Source organism: Streptomyces pratensis, assembly GCF_037137275.1.
In the GTDB taxonomy this organism is placed as follows: Bacteria; Actinomycetota; Actinomycetes; order Streptomycetales; family Streptomycetaceae; genus Streptomyces; species Streptomyces pratensis_B.
Window position 1 is genome coordinate 44,957 of the sequence record NZ_JBBBEN010000082.1, and the last position, 20,922, is coordinate 65,878.

Consider the following 20,922-nt stretch of genomic DNA (forward strand, 5'->3'; position numbering starts at 1 on the left):
ACCCCCGCCCGGGCGCCGTGCCCCCGGCGTCCGGACGTTTCACCCGCGTTGCCCTCCGCGACGCGTCGCGTTCGCATCTCCGCGACTTTCTCTCACTTCGGTGACTCGGTGCTTATGGGCGCGGCCGGTCTGTCACTCTGTCGGTGTCGTCGGCGGCGTTTTTCACGACCCGTAGGAGCCGCACCGTGGGGCCCATCCCCTTGCAGCGGGACACCGTCCACCAGCCCGCCCGCGCCGGGCGCGGGGGCGGGCCACGCCCGGCCAGCCGCACCAGCCTGCCCGGAACGCCTCTCGCCCCGTCCGCCGCCCGGCGTTTCGTCCGGGCCTCGCTCGCGGAGTGGGCGGGCCGGGAAACGCCCGCCGCGGGGTTCGGCGACCGGCTCGCCGACGAGGCGGTGGCCGTGACCAGCGAGCTGGTCACCAACGCCGTGGTGCACGCCGGGACGACGGTCGATCTGCTGCTCCGGCTGGAGGAGGCGAGCGGCGAGGAGCCGGCCGCCCTCGTCGTGGAGGTCACCGACCACCACCCCGCCCGCCCGGTCGGCGGCGACGAGCCCGGCGGTCGGGGCCGGGCGGCGACCGGGGGGCCGGGGGCGGCCACGTCCCCGGAGGCGGAGGCGGAGGCGGGCACGGGGCAGGAAGCGCTCCCGGGACCGGCCCCCGTCGCCGAAGCACCTCCGCAACCGCGGCAGAGCCCGCGCCCCGCCCCGGCCGCCGCACTCCCGCAGCCGGCCGCGGGCGGGCCCGCGGCTTCGGGGCCCCGTACGGCATCCGGCGTACGCCCCGGTCCGCCCGCCGCCGTGGAGCTGCCCGACCCCGCCGAGTACGGTCGGGGCCTCCAGCTCGTCGCCACCCTCGCGGAGTCCTGGGGGATCACCTACCGCACCGGCCTGAAGACCGTCTGGGCCCGCCTCCCCCTGGACGACAAGGGCGGCCCGCCCGCCGCGCCGGAGCCCGCGGCGCCGCGCCGGGACGCGCGGGCCGCCGAGATCTTCGCCCCCACGCCCCGGCGCACCGAACGCGACGACACGGTCTGGGACAGCCGGGGCGCGCCCGCCTTCCTGGCCGAGGCGTCCGACCTGCTCGCAGGCCAGCTCGACGAGGATCTCGTCGCCGCCATAGCGGGTCAGCTGCTGGTGCCCCGTCTCGCGGACTGGTGCGCGATCTGGCTGGAGACCGAGGGCGGCCGGCCGGCGGCAAAGCCCCGGCTCGCCCGCGTCTGGCACAGCGAGGAGACCGGCGTGGAGCCTCTGCGTTCCCTCCTGGAGAAGGCTCCGCTCCGACTCCCCGCCGACACGGGCTCCGGCCCCGTGCCCGTCCCCCTGCCCTGGCCGACCGAAGAGCCCGGCCGCCCCGCGCCCGGCACGGGCGTCGAGGGCGACCCGCACCTGTGCCCCGCCCGGGAATCCCTCGGCGGCGAGGACGGTCACCGCGCCTTGGAGCCCGGCGGCCGGGACGGGGCGGCGCTCGCCTTCCGCATCATCGCGGGCGGCCGCACGCTCGGGACCCTCCTCGTGGGCCGGGAGGGCGCGGCCCGGGTGCCGGAGGCGGTCGCGTCGCTGATCGAGGACTTCGTGCGGCGGCTCGGGCTCGCCGTCGGCGCGGCCCGCGCCTACACCCGGCAGGCCACCATCAGCCGCATCCTCCAGCGCGGGCTGCTGCCCAGCAAGGTCGCCGAGATCCCCGGGGTGACCAGCGCCCTGGTCTACGAGCCGAGCGACGACGGGGTGGTCGGCGGTGACTTCTACGACATCTTCCCGTGCCCCGGCGACCGCTGGTGCTTCGTCCTCGGTGACGTCCAGGGCAGCGGCCCGGAGGCAGCCGTCGTCACCGGTCTCGCCCGTCCCTGGCTGCGGCTGCTGTCCCGGGAGGGCTTCGGGGTCGGAGAGGTGCTGGACCGGCTCAACCGGCTGCTCCTCGACGACGCGATGGAGGCCGCGGAGGCCGCCGCCCTGATGGTCGCCGCCGCCGGGGGCCGGCAGTTCCACGACGGTTCCCAGCCCCGGTTCCTGTCCCTGCTGTACGGGGAGGTCGTGCCGCTCCCCGGCGGCGGGGTCCGCTGCACGGTGGCCAGTGCCGGGCATCCGCTGCCGCTGCTGCTGCGCCCCGACGGCTCCGTACGCCCGGCGGCCGAGCCACAAGTGCTGCTCGGGGTCGTCGAGGACGTGGCGTACCAGAGCCAGACCTTCGACCTGGCCCCCGGCGACAGTCTGCTCTGCGTCACCGACGGGGTGACCGAGCGGCGGTCGGGTCCGCTGATGTTCGACGACGGGGACGGGCTCGCCGTGGTCCTGGCCGAATGCGCCGGGCTGCCCGCAGAGGCGACGGCCGAGCGCATCCGGCGGGCGGTGCACGCCTTCGCCGAACAGCCGCCGGACGACGACGTGGCGTTGCTGGTGCTGCACGCCGAGACACCGCCCGCCCGGGCGGGCGCCCGCACGCCCCCAGACCCGTGAGCCCTCCGTGCCGCGCCCCGCACGGCCCCGCCCCCCCGCCCGGTCCGACGCGCTCCGGCGGCGAGCGACAATGGACGGTATGCCTTCCGTACTGCCCGATGGTGAGCCCGTGCCCGACGACGGGGCGCTGCCCCGCCATGCCCTGGAAGGCGCCGCCGACCGCCCGCTCGGCTTCTACCTGCACGTCCCGTACTGCGCCACCCGCTGCGGCTACTGCGACTTCAACACCTACACCGCCACCGAGCTGCGCGGCTCCGGAGGCGCCCTGGCCTCCCGCGACAACTACGCCGCCCATCTGGTCGAGGAGGTCCGCCAGGCCCGCAAGGTCCTCGGCGAAGACCCCCGGCCCGTGCGCACGGTGTTCGTCGGCGGCGGCACCCCCACCCTGCTGCCCGCCGCCGACCTCGTCAGGATGCTGGCGGCGATCCGTACGGAGTTCGGGCTCGCCGACGACGCGGAGATCACCACAGAGGCCAACCCGGATTCCGTCGGCCCCGCCTACCTCGCCGCACTGCGCGAGGGCGGCTTCAACCGGGTCTCCTTCGGCATGCAGAGCGCCAAGCGGCACGTCCTGAAGATTCTGGACCGCACGCACACCCCCGGCCGCCCCGAAGCCTGTGTCGCGGAGGCGCGGGCGGCGGGCTTCGACCACGTCAACCTCGACCTGATCTACGGCACCCCCGGCGAGTCGGACGACGACTGGCGGGCGACCCTGGACGCCGCCGTCGGCGCGGGCCCCGACCACGTGTCCGCGTACGCCCTGATCGTCGAGGAGGGCACCGGGCTCGCCCGCCGCATCCGGCGCGGTGAGATCCCGATGACGGACGACGACGCGCACGCCGACCGCTACCTGATCGCGGACGAGGCCCTCGCCGCCGCGGGCTTCGCGTGGTACGAGGTGTCCAACTGGGCCACCACGGAGGCCGGCCGCTGCCTGCACAACGAGCTGTACTGGCGCGGCGCCGACTGGTGGGGCGCGGGCCCCGGCGCGCACAGCCACGTCGGCGGGGTCCGCTGGTGGAACGTGAAGCACCCCGGCGCGTACGCCCAGGCCCTCGCGGAGGGCCGCTCTCCCGGAGCGGGCCGCGAGGTCCTCGCGGAAGAGGACCGCCGGGTCGAGCGCGTCCTGCTGGAACTCCGGCTCCGTGAGGGCTGCCCGCTCTCCCTGCTGAAGCCCGACGGACTCGCCGCCTCCCGCCGCGCCCTCACCGACGGGCTGCTGGAGAGGGGGCCGTACGACCAGGGCCGCGCGGTCCTCACCCTGCGCGGACGGCTGCTGGCCGACGCCGTGGTCCGCGACCTGGTGGACTGACCCGGCGGGCCCCGGCAGGAGCCGCCGCCCAGAGCGGCTCCCGGGGGCGGCCTCAGGGCCGGCAGTCCGCCGCCGTCAGCGGCGGCGCGTTCCCGGCGGGCTTCCCGCAGACGAGCGAGCGCCGGGCCCGCGGGCCGGAGCGGACCTCGGCGGCGCTCCGGCGGGCGTCACCGCGCGCGGCGGCGTCGTAAGGGCCGCCGTGGCGCTGTAGGCGATGACGCTCTGCCCGCTCGCGAACAGCTCGTCCTCGTGCGCCGGACGCCCCGGGGCCAGCGTGGTGGCCGGTTCCTTCGGGGCGCGCGTCCCGAAGGAACCGGCAGGGGCGCCCGCACCCGCCGGCTCCGCGGGCAGCGGCGGGGTGTGCCCCATGATCTCTGCGGCGGGCAGCGAGGCGAGCAGCAGCAGGGGGCCCACCTCGCTGCGCCGCCAGTCCAGCGTGTGCGGGCGGTAGTTGTGCCGCAGGCCCTCCAGCAGCGCCTGCACCCGCAGCTCCAGACGGAACTGGCGCGCGTGCTCGTCGCCCGCCCCCGCGTCCGCCACCCGGCATCACCGGCCGGTTCACCCGGTACCGGTCGATCAGCTGCTGCATCAGATGGAAGACGGCCGAGGCCGCCTCGTTCTCCGCACTGTCCCGCCAGACCCCGCGTGCCATCGACCCGCGTCCCTCCCCCGTGAGGCCGTCTCCCACCGACAACCGATGGTGCTGGTGGGACGCGGGCATTCATAGGGATCGGTACGTGATCCTCTTCGACGGGCCCGGGACTTCAGTCCGGAAGGGTGACGAAGTCGATCAATTCCTCTACCCGGCCCAGTAGCCGGGGTTCGAGATCCTTGTAGCTGCGGACCCTGGACAGGATGTGCTGCCAGGCCGCCCCGGTGTTCCGGGGCCACCCCAGCGCCTGGCACACGCCTGTCTTCCAGTCCTGGCCCCGCGGCACGGTCGGCCAGGCGTCGATCCCCACGGAGGACGGTTTCACCGCCTCCCACACGTCGACGTACGGGTGCCCCACCACCAGCACGTGCGCACCGGTCACGTGCGCGGCGATCCGGGACTCCTTGGAGCCCGGCACCAGGTGGTCGACCAGCACCCCGAGCCGGGCGTCCGGGCCCGGCCCGAACGCGTCGACGATCGCCGGGAGGTCGTCCACGCCCTCCAGGTACTCCACGACCACGCCCTCGATGCGCAGGTCGTCGCCCCACACCCGCTCGACCAGCTCCGCGTCGTGCCGGCCCTCCACGTAGATCCGCCCGGCCCGGGCCACCCGGGCCCGCGCACCGGGCACCGCCACAGAGCCGGAGGCCGTGCGGGCCGGCCGCGCGGGGCCCCCGGCCGACGGGCGCACCAGCGTGACGGGCCTGCCCTCCAGCAGGAAGCCGCGCGGCTCCATCGGGAACACCCGGTGCTTGCCGAAGCGGTCCTCCAGGGTGACCGTGGGCCCCTGGGCGGTCTTCTCGCAGCGGATCACCGCCCCGCAGAAACCGGTGGAGACCTCCTCCACGACCAGATCGGGTTCGGCGGGGACCTCGGGCACGGGGGAGGACCTCTTCCACGGCGGGGTCAGGTCCGGCTGGTAGCTGCGCATGGCACGACGGTAATGCGCCCTCCCCGTACGGCGATCCGTGCCCCGCTCACGACACGCGGGGGAGGAGGGGCCGGGCGGCGGGGGAAGCCCGCCGCCCCGCGCCCGTTCACGCCGTCGCGAACCGCTGTGCCAGCGCCGCGCGCTGGGCCCGGACGAAGGCCGCGTCCACTGCCGCCCCGTGCCCCGGCACGTACACCGCGTCCTCGCCGCCCAATGCCAGCAGCCGGTCCAGCGCCGCCGGCCAGCGGGAGGGGACCGCGTCCGGGCCCGCCTGCGGTTCGCCGGACTCCTCGACCAGGTCGCCGCAGAGCACCACCGCCGCCTCCGCGCCCGCCCCCGGCACCAGGGCCGCGAGGTCGTGCCCGCTGTGCCCCGGGCCCACGTCGGCCAGCAGCACCTCCCGGCCGCCGCCCAGGTCGAGCGTCCAGTCGCCGCGCACCTCGTGCCGCGGGGCCACCAGCGTGTCCACGGACCGGGCGGCCTCGTCCGCCGGGACGCCGTGGCGCACCGCGGAGGCGTACAGCTCCTGCGCCCCGTCCCGCAGCAGCGCGGCGAGGCCCATCGCTCCGTACACCTGGACGCCGGAGAACGCGGCGGTGCCCAGCACATGATCGAAATGGGGGTGGCTCAGTGCGATATGCGTCACCCTCCGGCCGAGGAGGGCCTCGGCCTGCCGGCGCAGCTCGACGCCCTCACGCAGGGTCGAGCCCGTGTCGTAGAGCAGCGCCCCGTGCGCCCCGGCGACCAGCGCGGCCGTGGCGTCCCAGCCCGGGAGCCGCCGGCGGCCGATACCGTTGCCCAACCGCTCCCAGCCGAAGTCTTCCCAAGCGACGTCCATACCAGGACGCTATCGGCAACGGCCGGCGCCCTCTCGCGGGAGCCGCGGCCGGTCGCCCTTGCCCCCGCCCCGCCTCACCCCCGTACACTGACAGGCGGGACAGCTGGCACTCGGACACGCAGAGTGCCAGACGGCCGCCGGAGAACCACCGTTGGAGGTGTGCGCGATGCTGAGCGAACGCAGACTCGAAGTGCTGCGCGCCATCGTCCAGGACTATGTCGGGACGGAGGAGCCCGTCGGCTCCAAGGCGCTCACAGAGCGGCACCGTCTCGGGGTCTCGCCTGCCACCGTGCGCAACGACATGGCGGTGCTGGAGGACGAGGGCTTCATCGCGCAGCCGCACACGAGCGCGGGGCGCATCCCGACCGACAAGGGGTACCGCCTCTTCGTCGACAAGCTCGCGGGCGTCAAGCCGCTGTCCTCGCCCGAGCGCCGCGCGATCGAGAACTTCCTCGACGGCGCGGTCGACCTCGACGACGTGGTCGGCCGGACCGTGCGGCTGCTCGCGCAGCTCACCCGGCAGGTCGCCGTCGTGCAGTACCCCTCGCTGACCCGTTCGACGGTGCGGCACGTGGAGCTGCTGTCGCTGGCCCCGGCCCGGCTGATGCTGGTCCTGATCACGGACACCGGCCGGGTCGAGCAGCGTATGATCGACTGCCCTGCGCCGTTCGGCGAGGCATCGCTCGCGGATCTGCGGGCCCGGCTCAACAGCCGGGTCGTCGGACGCCGCTTCGCCGATGTCCCGCGGCTGGTGCAGGAGCTGCCGGAATCCTTCGACAGCGAGGACCGGGGGACCGTTTCCACGGTCCTTTCCGTCCTCCTCGAAACGTTGGTGGAGGAGACGGAGGAGCGGCTGATGATCGGCGGCACCTCCAACCTCACCCGCTTCGGACACGACTTCCCGGTGTTGATCCGGCCGGTGCTGGAAGCACTGGAGGAGCAGGTCGTTCTGCTGAAGCTGCTCGGTGAGGCGACGGACTCGGGCATGACCGTACGGATCGGGCACGAGAACGCCCACGAGGGACTCACCTCCACGTCCGTCGTCGCGGTCGGCTACGGTTCGGGCGACGAGGCAGTCGCCAAACTCGGCGTGGTCGGACCGACCCGCATGGACTACCCCGGAACGATGGGAGCGGTACGCGCAGTGGCACGTTACGTCGGACAGATCCTGGCGGAGTCGTAAGTGGCCACGGACTACTACGCCGTACTCGGCGTGCGCCGCGACGCCTCTCAGGACGAGATCAAGAAGGCATTCCGTCGGCTCGCGCGCGAGCTGCACCCGGATGTCAACCCGGACCCGAAGACCCAGGAGCGGTTCAAGGAGATCAACGCCGCTTACGAAGTCCTCTCGGACCCGCAGAAGAAGCAGGTCTACGACCTCGGCGGTGATCCGCTGTCCGGCAACGGCGGCGGCGCGGGCGGTGCGGGCGGTTTCGGAGCCGGTGGCTTCGGCAACTTCTCCGACATCATGGACGCGTTCTTCGGAACGTCCTCGCAGCGGGGGCCCCGCTCCCGCACCCGCCGCGGCCAGGACGCCATGATCCGGCTGGAGATCGACCTCTCCGAGGCCGCCTTCGGCACCACCAAGGACATCCAGGTCGACACCGCGGTCGTCTGCACCACGTGCAGCGGCGAGGGCGCGGCCCCCGGCACCTCCGCCCAGACCTGTGACATGTGCCGCGGTCGCGGCGAGGTCTCCCAGGTCACCCGGTCCTTCCTGGGCCAGGTCATGACCTCCCGGCCCTGCCCGCAGTGCCAGGGCTTCGGCACGGTCGTGCCGACCCCCTGCCCGGAGTGCGCCGGCGACGGCCGCATCCGCTCGCGGCGCACCCTCACCGTGAAGATCCCCGCCGGCGTCGACAACGGCACCCGCATCCAGCTCGCGGGCGAAGGCGAGGTCGGCCCCGGCGGGGGCCCGGCCGGGGACCTGTACGTCGAGATCCACGAGCTGTCGCACGGAGTCTTCCAGCGGCGCGGCGACGACCTGCACTGCACGGTCACCATCCCGATGACGGCCGCGGCCCTGGGCACCAAGTGCCCGCTGGAGACGCTGGACGGCATGGAGGAGATCGACATCCGCCCCGGCACCCAGTCCGGCCAGTCCGTGCCGCTGCACGGGCGCGGGATCACGCATCTGCGCGGCGGCGGCCGGGGCGACCTGATCGTGCACGTCGAGGTCATCACGCCGTCCAAGCTCGACGCGGAGCAGGAGCGGCTGATGAGGGAGCTGGCCAAGTTGCGGGGCGAGGAGCGGCCCACCGGTCAGTTCCAGCCAGGTCAGCAGGGGCTCTTCTCCCGTCTGAAGGACGCGTTCAACGGTCGCTGAACCGCTTCCCGCCTCTCACCGCACCGCCCGTCGGTTCCGTACCGGTGGGCGGTGCGGCGTTGGGCGGGAGAACCGGTCAGGCCGTCGACCGGCTGATTCGGCCCCATGCGGCGGACGTGGCACGATGCGGTTATGTCCTCCGACTTGACCGATCTCTGCCGGTATCCGATCGTGCAGGCCCCGATGGCGGGCGGGACGTCCGGACCTCAGCTCGCCGCGGCCGTCGCCGAAGCCGGCGGGCTCGGCTTCCTGGCCGCCGGGTACAAGACCGCGGACGGGATGTACAACGAGGTCAAACAGGTGCGCCGGCTCACCGGTGGGCCGTTCGGCGTGAACCTCTTCATGCCGCAGCCCGCACTGGCCGACCCCAGCGCCGTCGAGGTCTACCGCCACCAGCTCGCCGGTGAGGCCTCCTGGTACGAGACCCCGCTCGGCGATCCCGACAGCAGCGGGGACGACGGCTACGAGGCGAAGGTCGCGATCCTGCTGGAGGACCCGGTCCCGGCCATCTCCTTCACCTTCGGCTGCCCGACCCGCGACACCCTCGACGCCTTCGCCCGGGTGGGGACGCGGACCATCGTGACGGTCACCTCCGCGGAGGAGGCCCAGGCCGCCCAGTGGGCGGGGGCCGACGCGCTCTGCGTCCAGGGCGTCGAGGCGGGGGGCCACCAGTCCACGCACCGCGACGACCCCCAGGCCGACCACACCGGCACCGGGCTCCTCTCCCTCGTCGCCCAGGTCCGCGAGACCGTGCAGCTCCCGATCGTCGCGGCGGGCGGCCTGATGCGCGGTGCGCAGATCGCCGCGGTCCTCGCCGCGGGCGCCGACGCCGCCCAGCTCGGCACCGCCTTCCTGGCCTGCCCCGAATCCGGGGCGCATCTGCTGCACAAGCAGGCCCTGACCAATCCGCTGTTCGTCCGCACCGAGCTGACCCGTGCCTTCTCCGGACGGCCCGCCCGCGGTCTGGTCAACCGCTTCGTCCGCGAGCACGGCCCGTACGCCCCCGCCGCCTATCCGCAGGTCCACTACCTCACCAGCGGACTGCGCCGGGCGGCGGCAGAGGCCGGGGACGCCCAGGGCATGGCGCTGTGGGCCGGGCAGGGCCACCGGATGGCCCGTGAACTGCCCGCCGGCGAGCTGGTCGAGCTGCTCGCCGCGGAACTGGAGGCCGCCCGGTCGGCCCTGACCATGAGGAGCCCCCGGTGACCGCACCGGTCTTCGTCGTCGAACAGGTGCCCACCGGGCCCGAGTTCGTCCTGGACGGCCCCGAAGGCCGGCACGCCGTGTCCGTCAGGCGGCTGGAGGCCGGGGAGCAGGTCGTCCTCACCGACGGCCTCGGCCGCTGGACGGCCGGAGTCGTACGCGCCTGTGAGGGCAAGGACCGCCTGCTGGTCACGGTCGGGGACGTCCGGGAGGAGCCGGAGCCCGCGCCCCGGATCACCGTCGTCCAGGCCCTCCCCAAGGGGGACCGGGGTGAGCTGGCCGTGGAGACGATGACCGAGACCGGCGTCGACGCGATCGTGCCGTGGCAGGCGGGCCGCTGCATCACCCAGTGGCGGGGCGACAGGGGCGCCAAGTCCCTGGCCAAGTGGCGCAGCACGGCACGGGAGGCGGGCAAGCAGTCCCGCCGGGCGCGCTTCCCCGAGGTGGCGGAGGCCCGGTCCACCCGGCAGGTCGCCGATCTGCTGGCCGCCGCGGACTTCGCCGCCGTCCTGCACGAGGACCCGGGGTGCGACAGCGAGCCCCTCGCCACCGCCGAACTCCCCGCGCAGGGCACGATCGTGCTCGTCGTCGGCCCCGAGGGCGGCGTCTCCCCGCAGGAACTGACCGCCTTCGCCGAGGCGGGGGCCCGCCCCTACCGGCTCGGCCGCAGCGTGCTGCGCACCTCCACCGCCGGGACGGCCGCGACCGCCCTGCTGCTGGGGCGCACGGGGCGCTGGGGCTGAACCTCCGACGCCCCGGAGGAGGCGCGGCCGGGCCCCACCACCCGGCCACGGCCCTCGGGCCCGCGCCGCCGGAGGCGGGCTGCCGGGGCCGGGCCACCCCTGGACACCGGGCCCGTGTCCCCGGGCCCGAGTCGCCCGACGCGTGCCGCGGCCCCCGGCGGCCCGGCGATAGCATGCCCCTGTACCGATCACCAGCGACGAGGAGGCCCGGCCATGGCGGGAGCGCCGCAGCCCGACTGCCTGTTCTGCAAGATCGTCTCGAAGGACATTCCGGCGACCATCGTCCGCGAGAGCGCGACCACCGTCGCCTTCCGCGACATCAACCCGCAGGCGCCCACCCACGTCCTGGTCATCCCGAAGGCCCACTACCCGGACGCCGCCTCGCTGGCCGCCGCGGAGCCGCAGGTAGCCGCGGACGTGCTGCGCGAGGCCGGAGAGGTGGCCGCCGACGAGCAGGTCGACGGCACCGGCTACCGGATCATCCTCAACACCGGCTCCGGCGCGGGACAGACCGTCTTCCACGCACACGCCCACGTCCTGGGCGGCCGAGGCCTTGAGTGGCCCCCCGGTTAGGGGGCGTCCGGCTCTGATCCGCCGGACGCCCCTTAGTCCTCCCCGGCCCCCCGCCGGGCTGCCGGCCGGCCCGGACCGCCCCCGGAAAGCAGGAACGTCTCCCCATGTCCGTACGCGAGCTGGTGGTGCTCGGCACCGCCAGCCAGGTGCCCACCCGGCACCGCAACCACAACGGCTACCTGCTGCGCTGGGACGGCGAGGGCATCCTCTTCGACCCCGGCGAGGGCACCCAGCGGCAGATGCTCAGGGCCCAGGTCGCCGCGCACGACATCCACCGCATCTGCGTCACGCACTTCCACGGCGACCACTCGCTGGGGCTGGCCGGAGTGATCCAGCGGATCAACCTCGACCAGGTGCCGCACCCGGTCACCGCGCACTACCCGGCGAGCGGGCAGCGCTTCTTCGACCGGCTGCGGTACGCCACGGCCTACCGTGAGACCGTCGAGCTGACCGAAGCCCCGGTCGCCGCCGACGGAGTCCTCGCCGCCACCGGCGCGTACACCCTGGACAGCCGCAGGCTCTCGCACCCCGTCGAGTCCTACGGCTACCGCCTCACCGAGCCCGACACCCGGCGCATGCTGCCCGAGCGGCTCGCCGCGCACGGCATCGCCGGACCCGACGTGGGGCGCCTCCAGCGCGAGGGGGCCCTCGGCGGCGTCACCCTGGAGCAGGTGTCCGAGCACCGGCGCGGGCAGCGGTTCGCCTTCATCATGGACACCCGGCTCTGCGACGGGGTGGACGCGCTCGCCGAGGGCTGCGACCTGCTCGTCATCGAGTCGACCTTCCTCGACGAGGACGTGCGGCTGGCCACCGACCACGGCCACCTGACCGCCGGACAGGCAGGGCGGGTGGCGAAGGAGGCGGGCGTGCGCCACCTCGTGCTGACCCACTTCTCCCAGCGCTACGACGACCCGGGGCTGTTCGAGACCCAGGCCCGCGCCGCCGGGTTCGACGGCGAACTGACCGTCGCCCAGGACCTGATGCGGGTCCCGGTCCCCTCCCGGCACCGCTGACCCCACCGCCGTATCCCGTGACCCCCCATCAGCACCACCGTTTGCGAGACACCGTGCACCTCCCCAAGGCAGAACTCCACCTTCACATCGAAGGCGCCCTCGAACCCGAGCTGGCCTTCGCCCTCGCCGAGCGCAACGGGGTGCCCCTGCCCTACGCCACCACCGACGAGCTGCGCACGGCCTACCGGTTCGACGACCTCCAGTCCTTCCTGGACCTGTACTACGCGCTGATGGCCGTGCTGCGCACGGAGGAGGACTTCACCGAACTCGCCGACGCCTATCTGGCCCGCGCCGCCGCCCAGGGCGTGCGGCACGCCGAGATCTTCTTCGACCCGCAGGCCCACACCGCGCGGGGCGTCCCGATCGGCGCCGTCATCGAGGGACTCGGCCGGGCGCTGGAGCGCAGCGAGGAGAAGCACGGCGTCTCCACCCAGCTGATCATGTGCTTCCTGCGCGACCTCTCCGCCGAATCGGCCCTCGGCACCCTGGACGCTGCCAGGCCCTACCTGCACCGGATCAGCGCCGTGGGCCTGGACTCCGCCGAGGTCGGCCACCCGCCCGCCAAGTTCCGCGCGGTGTACGAGGCGGCCTCCGCCCTGGGCCTGCGCAAGGTCGCCCACGCCGGGGAGGAGGGCCCGCCGGAGTACATCCGCGAGGCCCTGGACGTCCTCGGCGTCGAGCGCGTCGACCACGGGCTGCGCTGTCTGGAGGACCCGGAACTGGTGCGGCGGCTGGTCGCCGACCGGGTGCCGCTCACGCTCTGCCCGTTGTCCAATGTGCGGCTGCGCACGGTCGACACCCTCAAGGACCATCCGCTGCCGCGCATGATGGCCGTGGGGCTCCTGTGCACGGTGAACTCCGACGACCCCGCCTACTTCGGCGGATACGCCGGGGACAACTTCGACGCCGTCCAGGAGGCGCTCGCCCTCGACCGGGAACAACTGCGCACCCTGGCCCGCAACTCCTTCGAGGCGGCCTTCCTCGACCACGACGAGGAGCGCCGGGCGCGCTACCTGGCCGAGGTCGAGGCCTACGTGTTCGACTGACCGGGCCCGCCGTCCGGGCCGGCCGTCCGGATCGCGCTGCGCACCAGCCGCCCGCGGCGCAGCGCCGGTGCGGCCAGCTCCGTGACGGCCTGCTCCGGCGACCCGAGCTTGGGCACGGCGCCGGGCAGGCTGCCGGTGGTCGCGGCCAGCAGCGCCGCCGGCGCGCCGCCGCGACGGCGCACGGAGCCGGGCGCCAGAGGCCGGCCGCCGGTGTGCAGGGCCACGGCGGTCACCGGGGCGGCGACCAGCAGGGTGGCCGCCCCGAGGATCAGGCCCATCGCCGGGTAGCCCGCCTCCTCGGAGAGCACGCTGCCCAGCAGCGGGCCGCAGGCCACCCCCACGGAGGAGGCCGAACCCGCCAGGACCGCCCAGCGGCCGCGTACGTCCAGTGAGGCGGCCAGGCCGATCAGGTAGGACAGGACCACCGGGTAGACGGCGTTCCACAGCACCTCCCCGGTCGCGAAGGAGCCGAGGCCCCGGGCCGAGGAGCTGAGCACGATGCTCACCGCGATGACCACGGTCCCCACCCCGATCGGCACCGCCCGGCCGAGCCGCGCGCCGAGCAGCCCCGCCCCCGCCACGCCGAGCAGTCCCGCGCCGAGTGCGGCGGCGAACACCGCGCCGACGGTGACTTCGGAGAGCCCCGCCTGGACCACGCCGATACGGCTGCTGACGCCCCACAGCGCGTTCTGCGCCATGGACCAGACGAGCATGCCGCCCGCCAGCACCAGACCGGAACGGCGGTGCGGGAGACGGCCGGTGACCTGGGCCGAGGGCTCCCCGGACGCCGCGTCGCCGCAGAGCCGGGCGGTCGCGGGCCAGGCGAGCAGGGCGACCAGGGCGACCGAGGCGAAGGGCAGCCGGTGACCGCCGCCGAGATGGGGGATCGTCAGATACAGGACGCCCGCGGTGGCGGAGACGGTGAGCAGCCCGAGCGAGGAGGTCCGTTGCGGGTCGCGCTGCGCGGCGATGCCGGCCGCCGCGACCGCCGTCGCCGTCCCGGAGCCGAGGCCGCCGGCCACCACGCTCAGCACCACCAGCGGCACCGAGTCGGCCAGCGCGGCGCCGCCGTACCCCACGGCGGCGAGCACCAGCCCGGCCCGGGCCGGGGTGCGGGGCCCGTACCGCTCGACCCGGCCCGCCAGCGCGAAGCCGGCGCAGGCCGAGCTGAGCAGCAACGCGCTTCCGACCAGGCCCGCCTGAGCGGGAGCCAGCCCCAGATGGGCGCTGAGCCGGCCGACGATGGTGGGGAGCAGATAGGCGGCGAGGTAACCGGCGGTGAACACGGCGACCAAGGGCCACGCGGCGCGCGGGCGCGAGGACATGGGCGTTCCTGAGGACATGCCTGAGCAGGCAGGGGGAGGGAAGGGGGGTGAGGGTGGCGCGGGGAGCGCACCGCGAAGGAACGCGGAAGTGCGCGGCATTGCGAGGGAATGCGGAGGAAGCGCGGCTCTCGTCGGAGAACGTCCCCCGAAGGTGCGCGCGGGGCAATTTGTATCAAGCGCCCCCGGCCTTCCGGAAGCTCCGTCGATGTGATCTGGCTCACAGGTGAGTTTATGCCGGGAGAACGCGGGTATCAGCGCACGTTTACGCAGGTCGCACCTGCTGTGCGCGGACCGGTGAGGAGGCTCCGTCCGCGTCGGCGCGTCGGGCAGACTGGGCCGCACCGCACACTGTCCGGGCCCCGGCGGGGCCCGCCGCACGACCGGGAGCGCACCGTGAGCACGGACACGCCAGGCATCGACCCGCTGATGGCGCTGCGCGCCCCGCTGGACCCCGCCTGCGACGTCTATCTGACGGGCCCGGTCTTCCTCGACATCATCTTCACCGGCCTGGACAGCGCCCCCGTGCGCGGCACGGAGTCCTGGGCCCGGGGCATGGGCTCCAGCCCCGGCGGCGTCGCCAACATGGCCACCGCGCTCGCCCGGCTCGGCCTGCGCACCGCGCTGGCCGCCGCCTTCGGGGACGACCACTACGGGGAGTACTGCTGGGACGCCCTGGAGCAGGGGGAGGGCATCGACCTCTCCATGTCGCACACCGTCCCCGGCTGGCACTCGCCGGTCACCGTCTCCATGGCGTACGAGGGTGAGCGCACGATGGTCTCGCACGGCCACGAGGCCCCGCTCCCGGGCGGCGCGGCCGTCCCCGGCCGCGACTTCCCGCGGTGCCCGCCACGCGCCCGTGCCGCCATCGCCTCGCTCGTCCCGGGCCGCAGCGAGCCCTGGGTCGCCTCCGCGGCCGGGAACGGCGCGCGGATCTTCGCCGACGTCGGCTGGGACGAGACCGGCCGCTGGGACCTGGACGCCCTGCCCGACCTGGCGCACTGCGAGGCGTTCCTGCCCAACGCCCAGGAGGCGATGCTCTACACCGCGACCGACTGCCCGCGCGCCGCCGCCCACGCGCTCGCCGAACGCGTCCCGCTCGCCGTGGTCACCCTGGGGGCCGAGGGAGCCTACGCCGTCGACGGGCGCACCGGCGCCCACGCCGCGGTGCCCGCCATCCAGGTGGAGGCGCTCGACCCCACCGGCGCGGGCGACGTCTTCGTCGCCGGGTTCGTCACCGGGACCCTCGCCGACTGGCCGCTCGCCGACCGGCTCGCCTTCGCCGGGCTCACCGCGGCCCTCTCGGTCCAGGAGTTCGGCGGCTCCCTCTCTGCGCCCGGCTGGGCCGAGGTCGCCGCCTGGTGGCAGCGGATCGGCGCCTGCGAGGGCCAGGACCCCGCGGCTCTGGAGCGCTACGCGTTCCTGGAGGAGCTGCTGCCCGCCGCGGCGCGTTCCTGGCCGCTGCGGCGCGCGGTGCCCACGATCGGGTTCCGCCGCTGACCGGACGACGGCAGGCCGACGGCTCCCGGCCGGTAAAAGCTCTCGGCGTTGTCACCGACAGGTCGTAGGCTTGGTAGTCCGGAGGTCGTCGATCAGCGACAACCCTGCAACGGGAGGTATGCGCAGGCCCTAGGGCCGGCCCATGACTCAGACACCCATACAGCAGCCGCAGGCGCGCGCCCGCATCAGGATTCCGGCCGCACACCCCATGGTGATGCTCCTCGGATCGGGCGACTCGCTGTTGCGCGTGATCGAAGAGGCTTTCCCGGCAGCCGACATCCATGTCCGGGGCAACGAGATCAGTGCTACGGGCGAGGCCGCCGACGTCGCGCTCATCCAACGCCTGTTCGACGAGATGATGCTCGTGCTCCGCACCGGAGCGCCGATGACGGAGGACGCAGTGGAACGGTCGATCGCCATGCTCAGGGCGAGCGGCGAGGGGCAGGGGGACCCGCAGGGCGAGACGCCCGCAGAGGTGCTCACGCAGAACATCCTCTCCAACCGCGGCCGCACCATCCGCCCCAAGACGCTCAACCAGAAGCGGTACGTCGACGCGATCGACCGGCACACGATCGTGTTCGGGATCGGCCCGGCGGGCACCGGCAAGACCTACCTCGCCATGGCCAAGGCGGTCCAGGCGCTCCAGTCCAAGCAGGTCAGCCGCATCATCCTGACCCGCCCCGCGGTCGAGGCGGGGGAGCGGCTCGGCTTCCTGCCGGGCACCCTGTTCGACAAGATCGACCCGTATCTCCGCCCGCTCTACGACGCCCTGCACGACATGCTCGACCCGGACTCGATCCCGCGGCTGATGGCGGCGGGCACGATCGAGGTGGCGCCGCTGGCGTACATGCGGGGCCGGACGCTGAACGATGCCTTCATCATCCTGGACGAGGCGCAGAACACCAGCGCCGAGCAGATGAAGATGTTCCTCACCCGCCTCGGCTTCGACTCCAAGATCGTCATCACCGGTGACATCACCCAGGTCGACCTGCCGAGCGGCACCAAGAGCGGACTGCGTCAGGTCCAGGAGATCCTGGAGGGCCTGGACGACGTGCACTTCTCCCGCCTCACCTCCCAGGATGTCGTCCGGCACAAGCTCGTCGGCCGTATCGTCGACGCGTACGAGAAGTACGACAGCCGCAACGGTCAAGGAGACGGTGGCGCGGACGGCCGGGAAGACGGCCGTCGCGGCCGTCGCAACGGGAAGTAGTCGCAGCGCACCATGTCGATCGACGTCAACAACGAGTCCGGAACCGAGGTCGACGAGCAGGCGATCCTCGACATCGCCCGCTACGCACTGGCCCGGATGCGGATTCACCCGCTGTCCGAGCTCTCGGTGATCGTGGTGGACGCCGCCGCCATGGAGCAGCTGCACATCCAGTGGATGGACCTTCCGGGCCCGACCGATGTCATGTCCTTCCCGATGGACGAGCTGCGTCCGCCGGCCAAGGGCGACGAGGAGCCCCCGCAGGGGCTCCTCGGCGACATCGTGCTCTGCCCCGAGGTCGCGAAGAAGCAGGGCGAGGAAGCCCCGACGCAGCACTCCATGGACGAGGAGCTCCAGCTCCTGACCGTCCACGGAGTGCTGCACCTGCTGGGGTACGACCACGAGGAGCCGGACGAGAAGGCCGAGATGTTCGGCCTCCAGGCCGCGATCGTCGACGGCTGGCGCGGTGAGCACGGGCTCACCGGCGCGTCCCCCGCGCCCACCGTCTCGTGAGCGCGCCACTGATCACCGGTGCCGTGCTGCTGGTCATGGTCGGCTGGCTGGCCGCCTGCGCGGAGGCGGGCATCGCCCGCACCTCCAGCTTCCGGGCGGAGGAGGCGGCCCGCACCGGCCGGCGCGGCAGCGCGAAGCTGGCCCAGATCGCGGCCGACCCCACGCGGTATCTGAACGTCGCCCTGCTGGTGCGGGTCGCCTGTGAGATGGCGGCCGGGGTGCTCGTCACCTACGCCTGCCTCCAGGAGCTCCCCGAGACCTGGGAGGCGCTGGCCGTCGCGATGGGCGTGATGGTCCTCGTCAGCTATGTGGCCATCGGGGTCTCCCCGCGCACCATCGGCCGCCAGCACCCGCTCAACACGGCGACCGCCTCGGCGTACGTCCTGCTCCCGCTGGCCAGGATCATGGGGCCCGTCCCCCAGCTCCTCATCCTCCTGGGCAACGCGCTGACTCCCGGCAAGGGGTTCCGCAAGGGGCCGTTCGCCAGCGAGGCCGAGCTGCGCGCCATGGTCGACCTCGCCGAGGCGGAGTCGCTCATCGAGGACGACGAGCGCCGCATGGTGCACTCCGTCTTCGAGCTGGGGGACACCCTGGTCCGCGAGGTCATGGTGCCGCGCACCGACCTCGTCTCCATCGAGCGCTACAAGACGATCCGCCAGGCCCTCACGCTCGCACTGCGCTCCGGCTTCTCCCGCATCCCGGTCACCGGCGAGAACGAGGACGACATCGTCGGCATCGTCTACCTCAAGGACCTGGTCCGCAAGACGCACATCAACCGGGACTCCGAGGCCGACCCGGTCTCCACCGCGATGCGTCCCGCCGCCTTCGTCCCCGACACCAAGAACGCCGGGGACCTGCTGCGCGAGATGCAGCGGGACCGCAGCCACGTCGCCGTCGTCATCGACGAGTACGGCGGCACGGCGGGCATCGTCACGATCGAGGACATCCTGGAGGAGATCGTCGGTGAGATCACCGACGAGTACGACCGGGAGCTGCCGCCCGTCCAGGAGCTGGAGGACGGCTGCTACCGGGTCACCGCGCGGCTCGACATCGGCGACCTCGGCGATCTCTTCGGACTGGACGAGTACGACGACGAGGACGTGGAGACCGTCGGCGGGCTCCTCGCCAAGGCGCTCGGCCGGGTGCCGATCGCCGGCGCGTCGGCCGTCGTCGACCTGCCCGACAGCCGGCGGCTCCGGCTGACCGCCGAGTCCCCGGCGGGCCGCCGGAACAAGATCGTCACGGTGCTGGTGGAGCCGGAGGAGAAGCCGTCCCAGGAGCAGGAGACGCCATGACCCCCGAGCGGCTGCGGGCCTTCTGCCTGGAGTTCGGCGCGAGCGCGGAGGAGTTCCCGTTCGGGCCCGAGACCTCGGTCTTCAAGGTGCTCGGCCGGATGTTTGCCCTCACCGCGCTCGACGGACGCCCGCTCTCGGTCACCCTCAAGTGCGACCCGGACGAGGCGATCCGGCTCCGCGAGACGTACTCCGCGATCGTGCCCGGTCACCACATGAGCAAGCGCCACTGGAACACGGTGACCGTCTCCGGCGTCCCGGACCGGCTGCTGCGCGAGATGGTCGAGGACTCCTACGACCTGGTGGTCGCCCAGCTCCCCAAGGCGCAGCGACTGCGCCTGGACCGCCCGTAGGCCGGGGCAGGCCCCGGCCGCCCGGCGACCGGGGCGAGTGACCCCGGCCCGCCGGGGCCTTCGTATGCTCGTGCCATGACAGACACCACCGGCCTCGACGCCGAGGACAGCAAGCTCGTCACGCTGGCGCGCAGCGCCCGCGCCCGCAACGGTGTGCCCGAGGGCGCGGCCGTACGGGACGAGACGGGACGTACGTATGTCGCGGGCACGGTGGCGCTGGAGTCGCTGAGGCTCAGCGCCCTCCAGACCGCCGTCGCCATGGCGGTGGCCAGCGGTGCGTCCTCCCTGGAGGCCGCGGCGGTGGTCTCCGCCGCCGCGGAGCTCACCGCGGACGACCGGGCAGCGGTGCGGGACCTGGGCGGGCCCGGGACCCCGGTGCTGCTGTCGGGCCCGGACGGGGCCCTGCGACTGCGTGCCACAGCCGGCTGAGACCGGCCCTCGGCCCGCCCCTCTCACCCCGTGCACGACACCGGCTCCGCGGGGCCGGGCGGGCACGGGGTGAGCGTCCCTCACCGGGGCGTTCGCGTACGGACGGGGCGCCTGCCGCCGGCCGGGCGCGGCCCACTGTGCGGCAGTGCCGCCGCGATCGGGGAGAATGGTCGCCATGAGCGCTCGACCGAACCAAGAAGCCGCTGCTCAGCAGTCGGAGACCACCTCCCCCCACCGGGCCGGCTTCGCCTGCTTCGTGGGCCGTCCCAACGCGGGCAAGTCCACCCTCACGAACGCTCTCGTCGGCCAGAAGGTGGCGATCACCTCCAACCGGCCGCAGACCACCCGGCACACGGTGCGCGGCATCGTGCACCGCGCCGACGCCCAGCTGATCCTGGTCGACACCCCCGGCCTCCACAAGCCGCGCACACTCCTCGGGGAGCGGCTCAACGACGTCGTGCGGACCACCTGGGCCGAGGTCGACGTCATCGGCTTCTGCCTGCCCGCGGACCAGAAGCTCGGACCGGGTGACAAGTACATCGTCAAGGAACTCGCGGGGATCAAGAAGACCCCCAAGATCGCCATCGTCACCAAGACGGACCTCGTCGAGCCCAAGGCGCTCGCAGAGCAGCTCCTCGCCGTCTCCGCTCTGGCCGACGAGCTCGGCTTCGAGTGGGCGGAGATCGTGCCGGTCTCGGCGGTCACGGAGGAACAGGAAGCGGGACGCGGCGCCCCGGGCCAGGGGGGCGGCGGACGAGGAGCGGGCCAGGTGGGCCTGCTCGCCGACCTCATCGCCCCGCTGCTCCCCGAGAGCCCGCCGCTCTACCCGGAGGGCGACCTCACCGACGAGCCGGAGATGGTCATGGTCGCGGAGCTGATCCGCGAGGCGGCCCTGGAGGGCGTGCGCGACGAGCTGCCGCACTCCATCGCGGTCGTCGTGGAGGAGATGCTGCCGCGCGCGGACCGGCCGGCGGGCAAGCCGCTGCTGGACATCCACGCCAACGTCTACATCGAGCGGCCCAGCCAGAAGGGCATCATCATCGGCCCGAAGGGCAAACGGCTCAAGGACGTCGGCACCAAGTCGCGCAAGCACATCGAGGCGCTGCTCGGCACGCCGGTCTTCCTCGACCTGCACGTGAAGGTCGCCAAGGACTGGCAGCGCGACCCCAAGCAGCTGCGCAAACTGGGGTTCTAGAGGCGTGCGGCGGACCGG

General features: G+C 73.8%; 19 protein-coding genes and 1 pseudogene. 16 read left to right on the top strand and 4 right to left on the bottom strand.

Features of this window, described 5'->3' with window-relative positions:
- Window positions 1–185 precede the first annotated feature (185 nt).
- Window positions 186–2,456: an ATP-binding SpoIIE family protein phosphatase gene (locus V9U70_RS10570; RefSeq protein ID WP_336674248.1), complete on the top strand. Its 2,271-nt coding sequence runs from the start codon at window positions 186–188 to the stop codon at window positions 2,454–2,456.
- A gap of 70 nt (window positions 2,457–2,526) precedes the next feature.
- Window positions 2,527–3,768, top strand: coding sequence for a radical SAM family heme chaperone HemW (gene hemW, locus V9U70_RS10575; protein WP_336674249.1), 1,242 nt, complete (start codon window positions 2,527–2,529; stop codon window positions 3,766–3,768).
- 285 nt (window positions 3,769–4,053) lie between these two features.
- Here the strand turns inward: hemW and V9U70_RS10580 are convergent.
- The 3 genes and pseudogenes from V9U70_RS10580 to V9U70_RS10590 all read right to left on the bottom strand — a co-directional run.
- Window positions 4,054–4,311 (bottom strand): annotated as a pseudogene (locus tag V9U70_RS10580) (hypothetical protein); the annotation flags it as partial.
- A gap of 221 nt (window positions 4,312–4,532) precedes the next feature.
- On the bottom strand, window positions 4,533–5,351 hold the full coding sequence (locus V9U70_RS10585; RefSeq protein ID WP_336674250.1) for a DUF3097 domain-containing protein: 819 nt from the start codon (window positions 5,349–5,351) through the stop codon (window positions 4,533–4,535).
- Window positions 5,352–5,457: 106 nt separating this feature from the next.
- On the bottom strand, window positions 5,458–6,189 hold the full coding sequence (locus V9U70_RS10590) for an MBL fold metallo-hydrolase (RefSeq protein ID WP_336674251.1): 732 nt from the start codon (window positions 6,187–6,189) through the stop codon (window positions 5,458–5,460).
- Window positions 6,190–6,355: 166 nt separating this feature from the next.
- Here V9U70_RS10590 and hrcA point away from each other — a divergent pair, with 166 nt between their 5' ends.
- The 7 genes from hrcA (at window position 6,356) to V9U70_RS10625 (ending at window position 13,093) form a co-directional block, all read left to right on the top strand.
- Window positions 6,356–7,372, top strand: coding sequence for a heat-inducible transcriptional repressor HrcA (gene hrcA, locus V9U70_RS10595; protein WP_336674252.1), 1,017 nt, complete (start codon window positions 6,356–6,358; stop codon window positions 7,370–7,372).
- Entirely contained in the window at window positions 7,373–8,515 is a 1,143-nt protein-coding gene (gene dnaJ, locus V9U70_RS10600) for a molecular chaperone DnaJ (protein ID WP_336674253.1), read from the top strand. It begins immediately after the preceding gene.
- A gap of 132 nt (window positions 8,516–8,647) precedes the next feature.
- The gene (locus V9U70_RS10605; RefSeq protein ID WP_336674254.1) at window positions 8,648–9,721 is read left to right on the top strand and encodes a nitronate monooxygenase; all 1,074 of its coding nucleotides are present in this window, start codon (window positions 8,648–8,650) and stop codon (window positions 9,719–9,721) included.
- Window positions 9,718–10,461, top strand: a complete 744-nt coding sequence (locus V9U70_RS10610; RefSeq protein ID WP_336674255.1) for a 16S rRNA (uracil(1498)-N(3))-methyltransferase — start codon at window positions 9,718–9,720, stop codon at window positions 10,459–10,461. The genes V9U70_RS10605 and V9U70_RS10610 overlap by 4 nt, the downstream gene beginning before the upstream one ends.
- 213 nt (window positions 10,462–10,674) lie before the next feature.
- Window positions 10,675–11,034 carry a histidine triad nucleotide-binding protein gene (locus V9U70_RS10615; protein WP_336674256.1) on the top strand — a complete coding sequence of 120 codons (360 nt, stop codon included), beginning with the start codon at window positions 10,675–10,677 and terminating at the stop codon, window positions 11,032–11,034.
- 104 nt (window positions 11,035–11,138) lie between these two features.
- Complete coding sequence (locus V9U70_RS10620; RefSeq protein WP_336674257.1) at window positions 11,139–12,047, top strand: ribonuclease Z; 909 nt, start codon at window positions 11,139–11,141, stop codon at window positions 12,045–12,047.
- Window positions 12,048–12,100: 53 nt separating this feature from the next.
- Entirely contained in the window at window positions 12,101–13,093 is a 993-nt protein-coding gene (locus tag V9U70_RS10625; RefSeq protein WP_336674314.1) for an adenosine deaminase, read from the top strand.
- Here the strand turns inward: V9U70_RS10625 and V9U70_RS10630 are convergent.
- Window positions 13,078–14,418, bottom strand: coding sequence for an MFS transporter (locus tag V9U70_RS10630; protein ID WP_336674258.1), 1,341 nt, complete (start codon window positions 14,416–14,418; stop codon window positions 13,078–13,080). The two genes, V9U70_RS10625 and V9U70_RS10630, sit on opposite strands and share 16 nt — an antisense overlap.
- Window positions 14,419–14,811: 393 nt before the next feature.
- On the opposite strand from V9U70_RS10630, the gene V9U70_RS10635 reads away from it, so the two are divergent.
- From V9U70_RS10635 to V9U70_RS10665, 7 genes are all read left to right on the top strand, one after another.
- Window positions 14,812–15,915 (top strand): carbohydrate kinase family protein, encoded by a 1,104-nt coding sequence (locus V9U70_RS10635; RefSeq protein WP_336674259.1) that lies wholly within the window; start codon window positions 14,812–14,814, stop codon window positions 15,913–15,915.
- Window positions 15,916–16,057: 142 nt separating this feature from the next.
- Window positions 16,058–17,125 carry a PhoH family protein gene (locus tag V9U70_RS10640; protein ID WP_336674260.1) on the top strand — a complete coding sequence of 356 codons (1,068 nt, stop codon included), beginning with the start codon at window positions 16,058–16,060 and terminating at the stop codon, window positions 17,123–17,125.
- Between the two features lie 12 nt (window positions 17,126–17,137).
- Entirely contained in the window at window positions 17,138–17,635 is a 498-nt protein-coding gene (ybeY, locus tag V9U70_RS10645) for an rRNA maturation RNase YbeY (protein WP_336674261.1), read from the top strand.
- A complete protein-coding gene (locus tag V9U70_RS10650; RefSeq protein WP_336674262.1) occupies window positions 17,632–18,930 on the top strand; it encodes a hemolysin family protein in 1,299 nt (432 codons plus the stop codon). The genes ybeY and V9U70_RS10650 overlap by 4 nt, the downstream gene beginning before the upstream one ends.
- Complete coding sequence (locus V9U70_RS10655) at window positions 18,927–19,280, top strand: MmcQ/YjbR family DNA-binding protein (RefSeq protein WP_336674263.1); 354 nt, start codon at window positions 18,927–18,929, stop codon at window positions 19,278–19,280. The genes V9U70_RS10650 and V9U70_RS10655 overlap by 4 nt, the downstream gene beginning before the upstream one ends.
- Window positions 19,281–19,355: 75 nt before the next feature.
- Window positions 19,356–19,709 (top strand): cytidine deaminase, encoded by a 354-nt coding sequence (locus V9U70_RS10660; protein ID WP_336674264.1) that lies wholly within the window; start codon window positions 19,356–19,358, stop codon window positions 19,707–19,709.
- A 166-nt stretch (window positions 19,710–19,875) separates the two neighbouring features.
- Entirely contained in the window at window positions 19,876–20,904 is a 1,029-nt protein-coding gene (locus V9U70_RS10665) for a GTPase Era (protein WP_336674265.1), read from the top strand.
- The last annotated feature ends 18 nt before the right edge of the window (window positions 20,905–20,922 follow it).

Bases quoted from the DNA above. Each gene is read 5' to 3' on its own strand.
- hemW (WP_336674249.1), top strand. From the start codon at position 2,527: ATGGACGGTATGCCTTCCGTACTGCCCGATGGTGAGCCCGTGCCCGAC.
- V9U70_RS10585 (WP_336674250.1), bottom strand. From the start codon at position 5,351: ATGCGCAGCTACCAGCCGGACCTGACCCCGCCGTGGAAGAGGTCCTCC.
- V9U70_RS10590 (WP_336674251.1), bottom strand. From the start codon at position 6,189: ATGGACGTCGCTTGGGAAGACTTCGGCTGGGAGCGGTTGGGCAACGGT.
- hrcA (WP_336674252.1), top strand. From the start codon at position 6,356: ATGCTGAGCGAACGCAGACTCGAAGTGCTGCGCGCCATCGTCCAGGAC.
- V9U70_RS10605 (WP_336674254.1), top strand. From the start codon at position 8,648: ATGTCCTCCGACTTGACCGATCTCTGCCGGTATCCGATCGTGCAGGCC.
- V9U70_RS10615 (WP_336674256.1), top strand. From the start codon at position 10,675: ATGGCGGGAGCGCCGCAGCCCGACTGCCTGTTCTGCAAGATCGTCTCG.
- V9U70_RS10620 (WP_336674257.1), top strand. From the start codon at position 11,139: ATGTCCGTACGCGAGCTGGTGGTGCTCGGCACCGCCAGCCAGGTGCCC.
- V9U70_RS10630 (WP_336674258.1), bottom strand. From the start codon at position 14,418: ATGTCCTCGCGCCCGCGCGCCGCGTGGCCCTTGGTCGCCGTGTTCACC.
- V9U70_RS10640 (WP_336674260.1), top strand. From the start codon at position 16,058: ATGACTCAGACACCCATACAGCAGCCGCAGGCGCGCGCCCGCATCAGG.
- ybeY (WP_336674261.1), top strand. From the start codon at position 17,138: ATGTCGATCGACGTCAACAACGAGTCCGGAACCGAGGTCGACGAGCAG.
- V9U70_RS10655 (WP_336674263.1), top strand. From the start codon at position 18,927: ATGACCCCCGAGCGGCTGCGGGCCTTCTGCCTGGAGTTCGGCGCGAGC.
- V9U70_RS10660 (WP_336674264.1), top strand. From the start codon at position 19,356: ATGACAGACACCACCGGCCTCGACGCCGAGGACAGCAAGCTCGTCACG.
- V9U70_RS10665 (WP_336674265.1), top strand. From the start codon at position 19,876: ATGGTCGCCATGAGCGCTCGACCGAACCAAGAAGCCGCTGCTCAGCAG.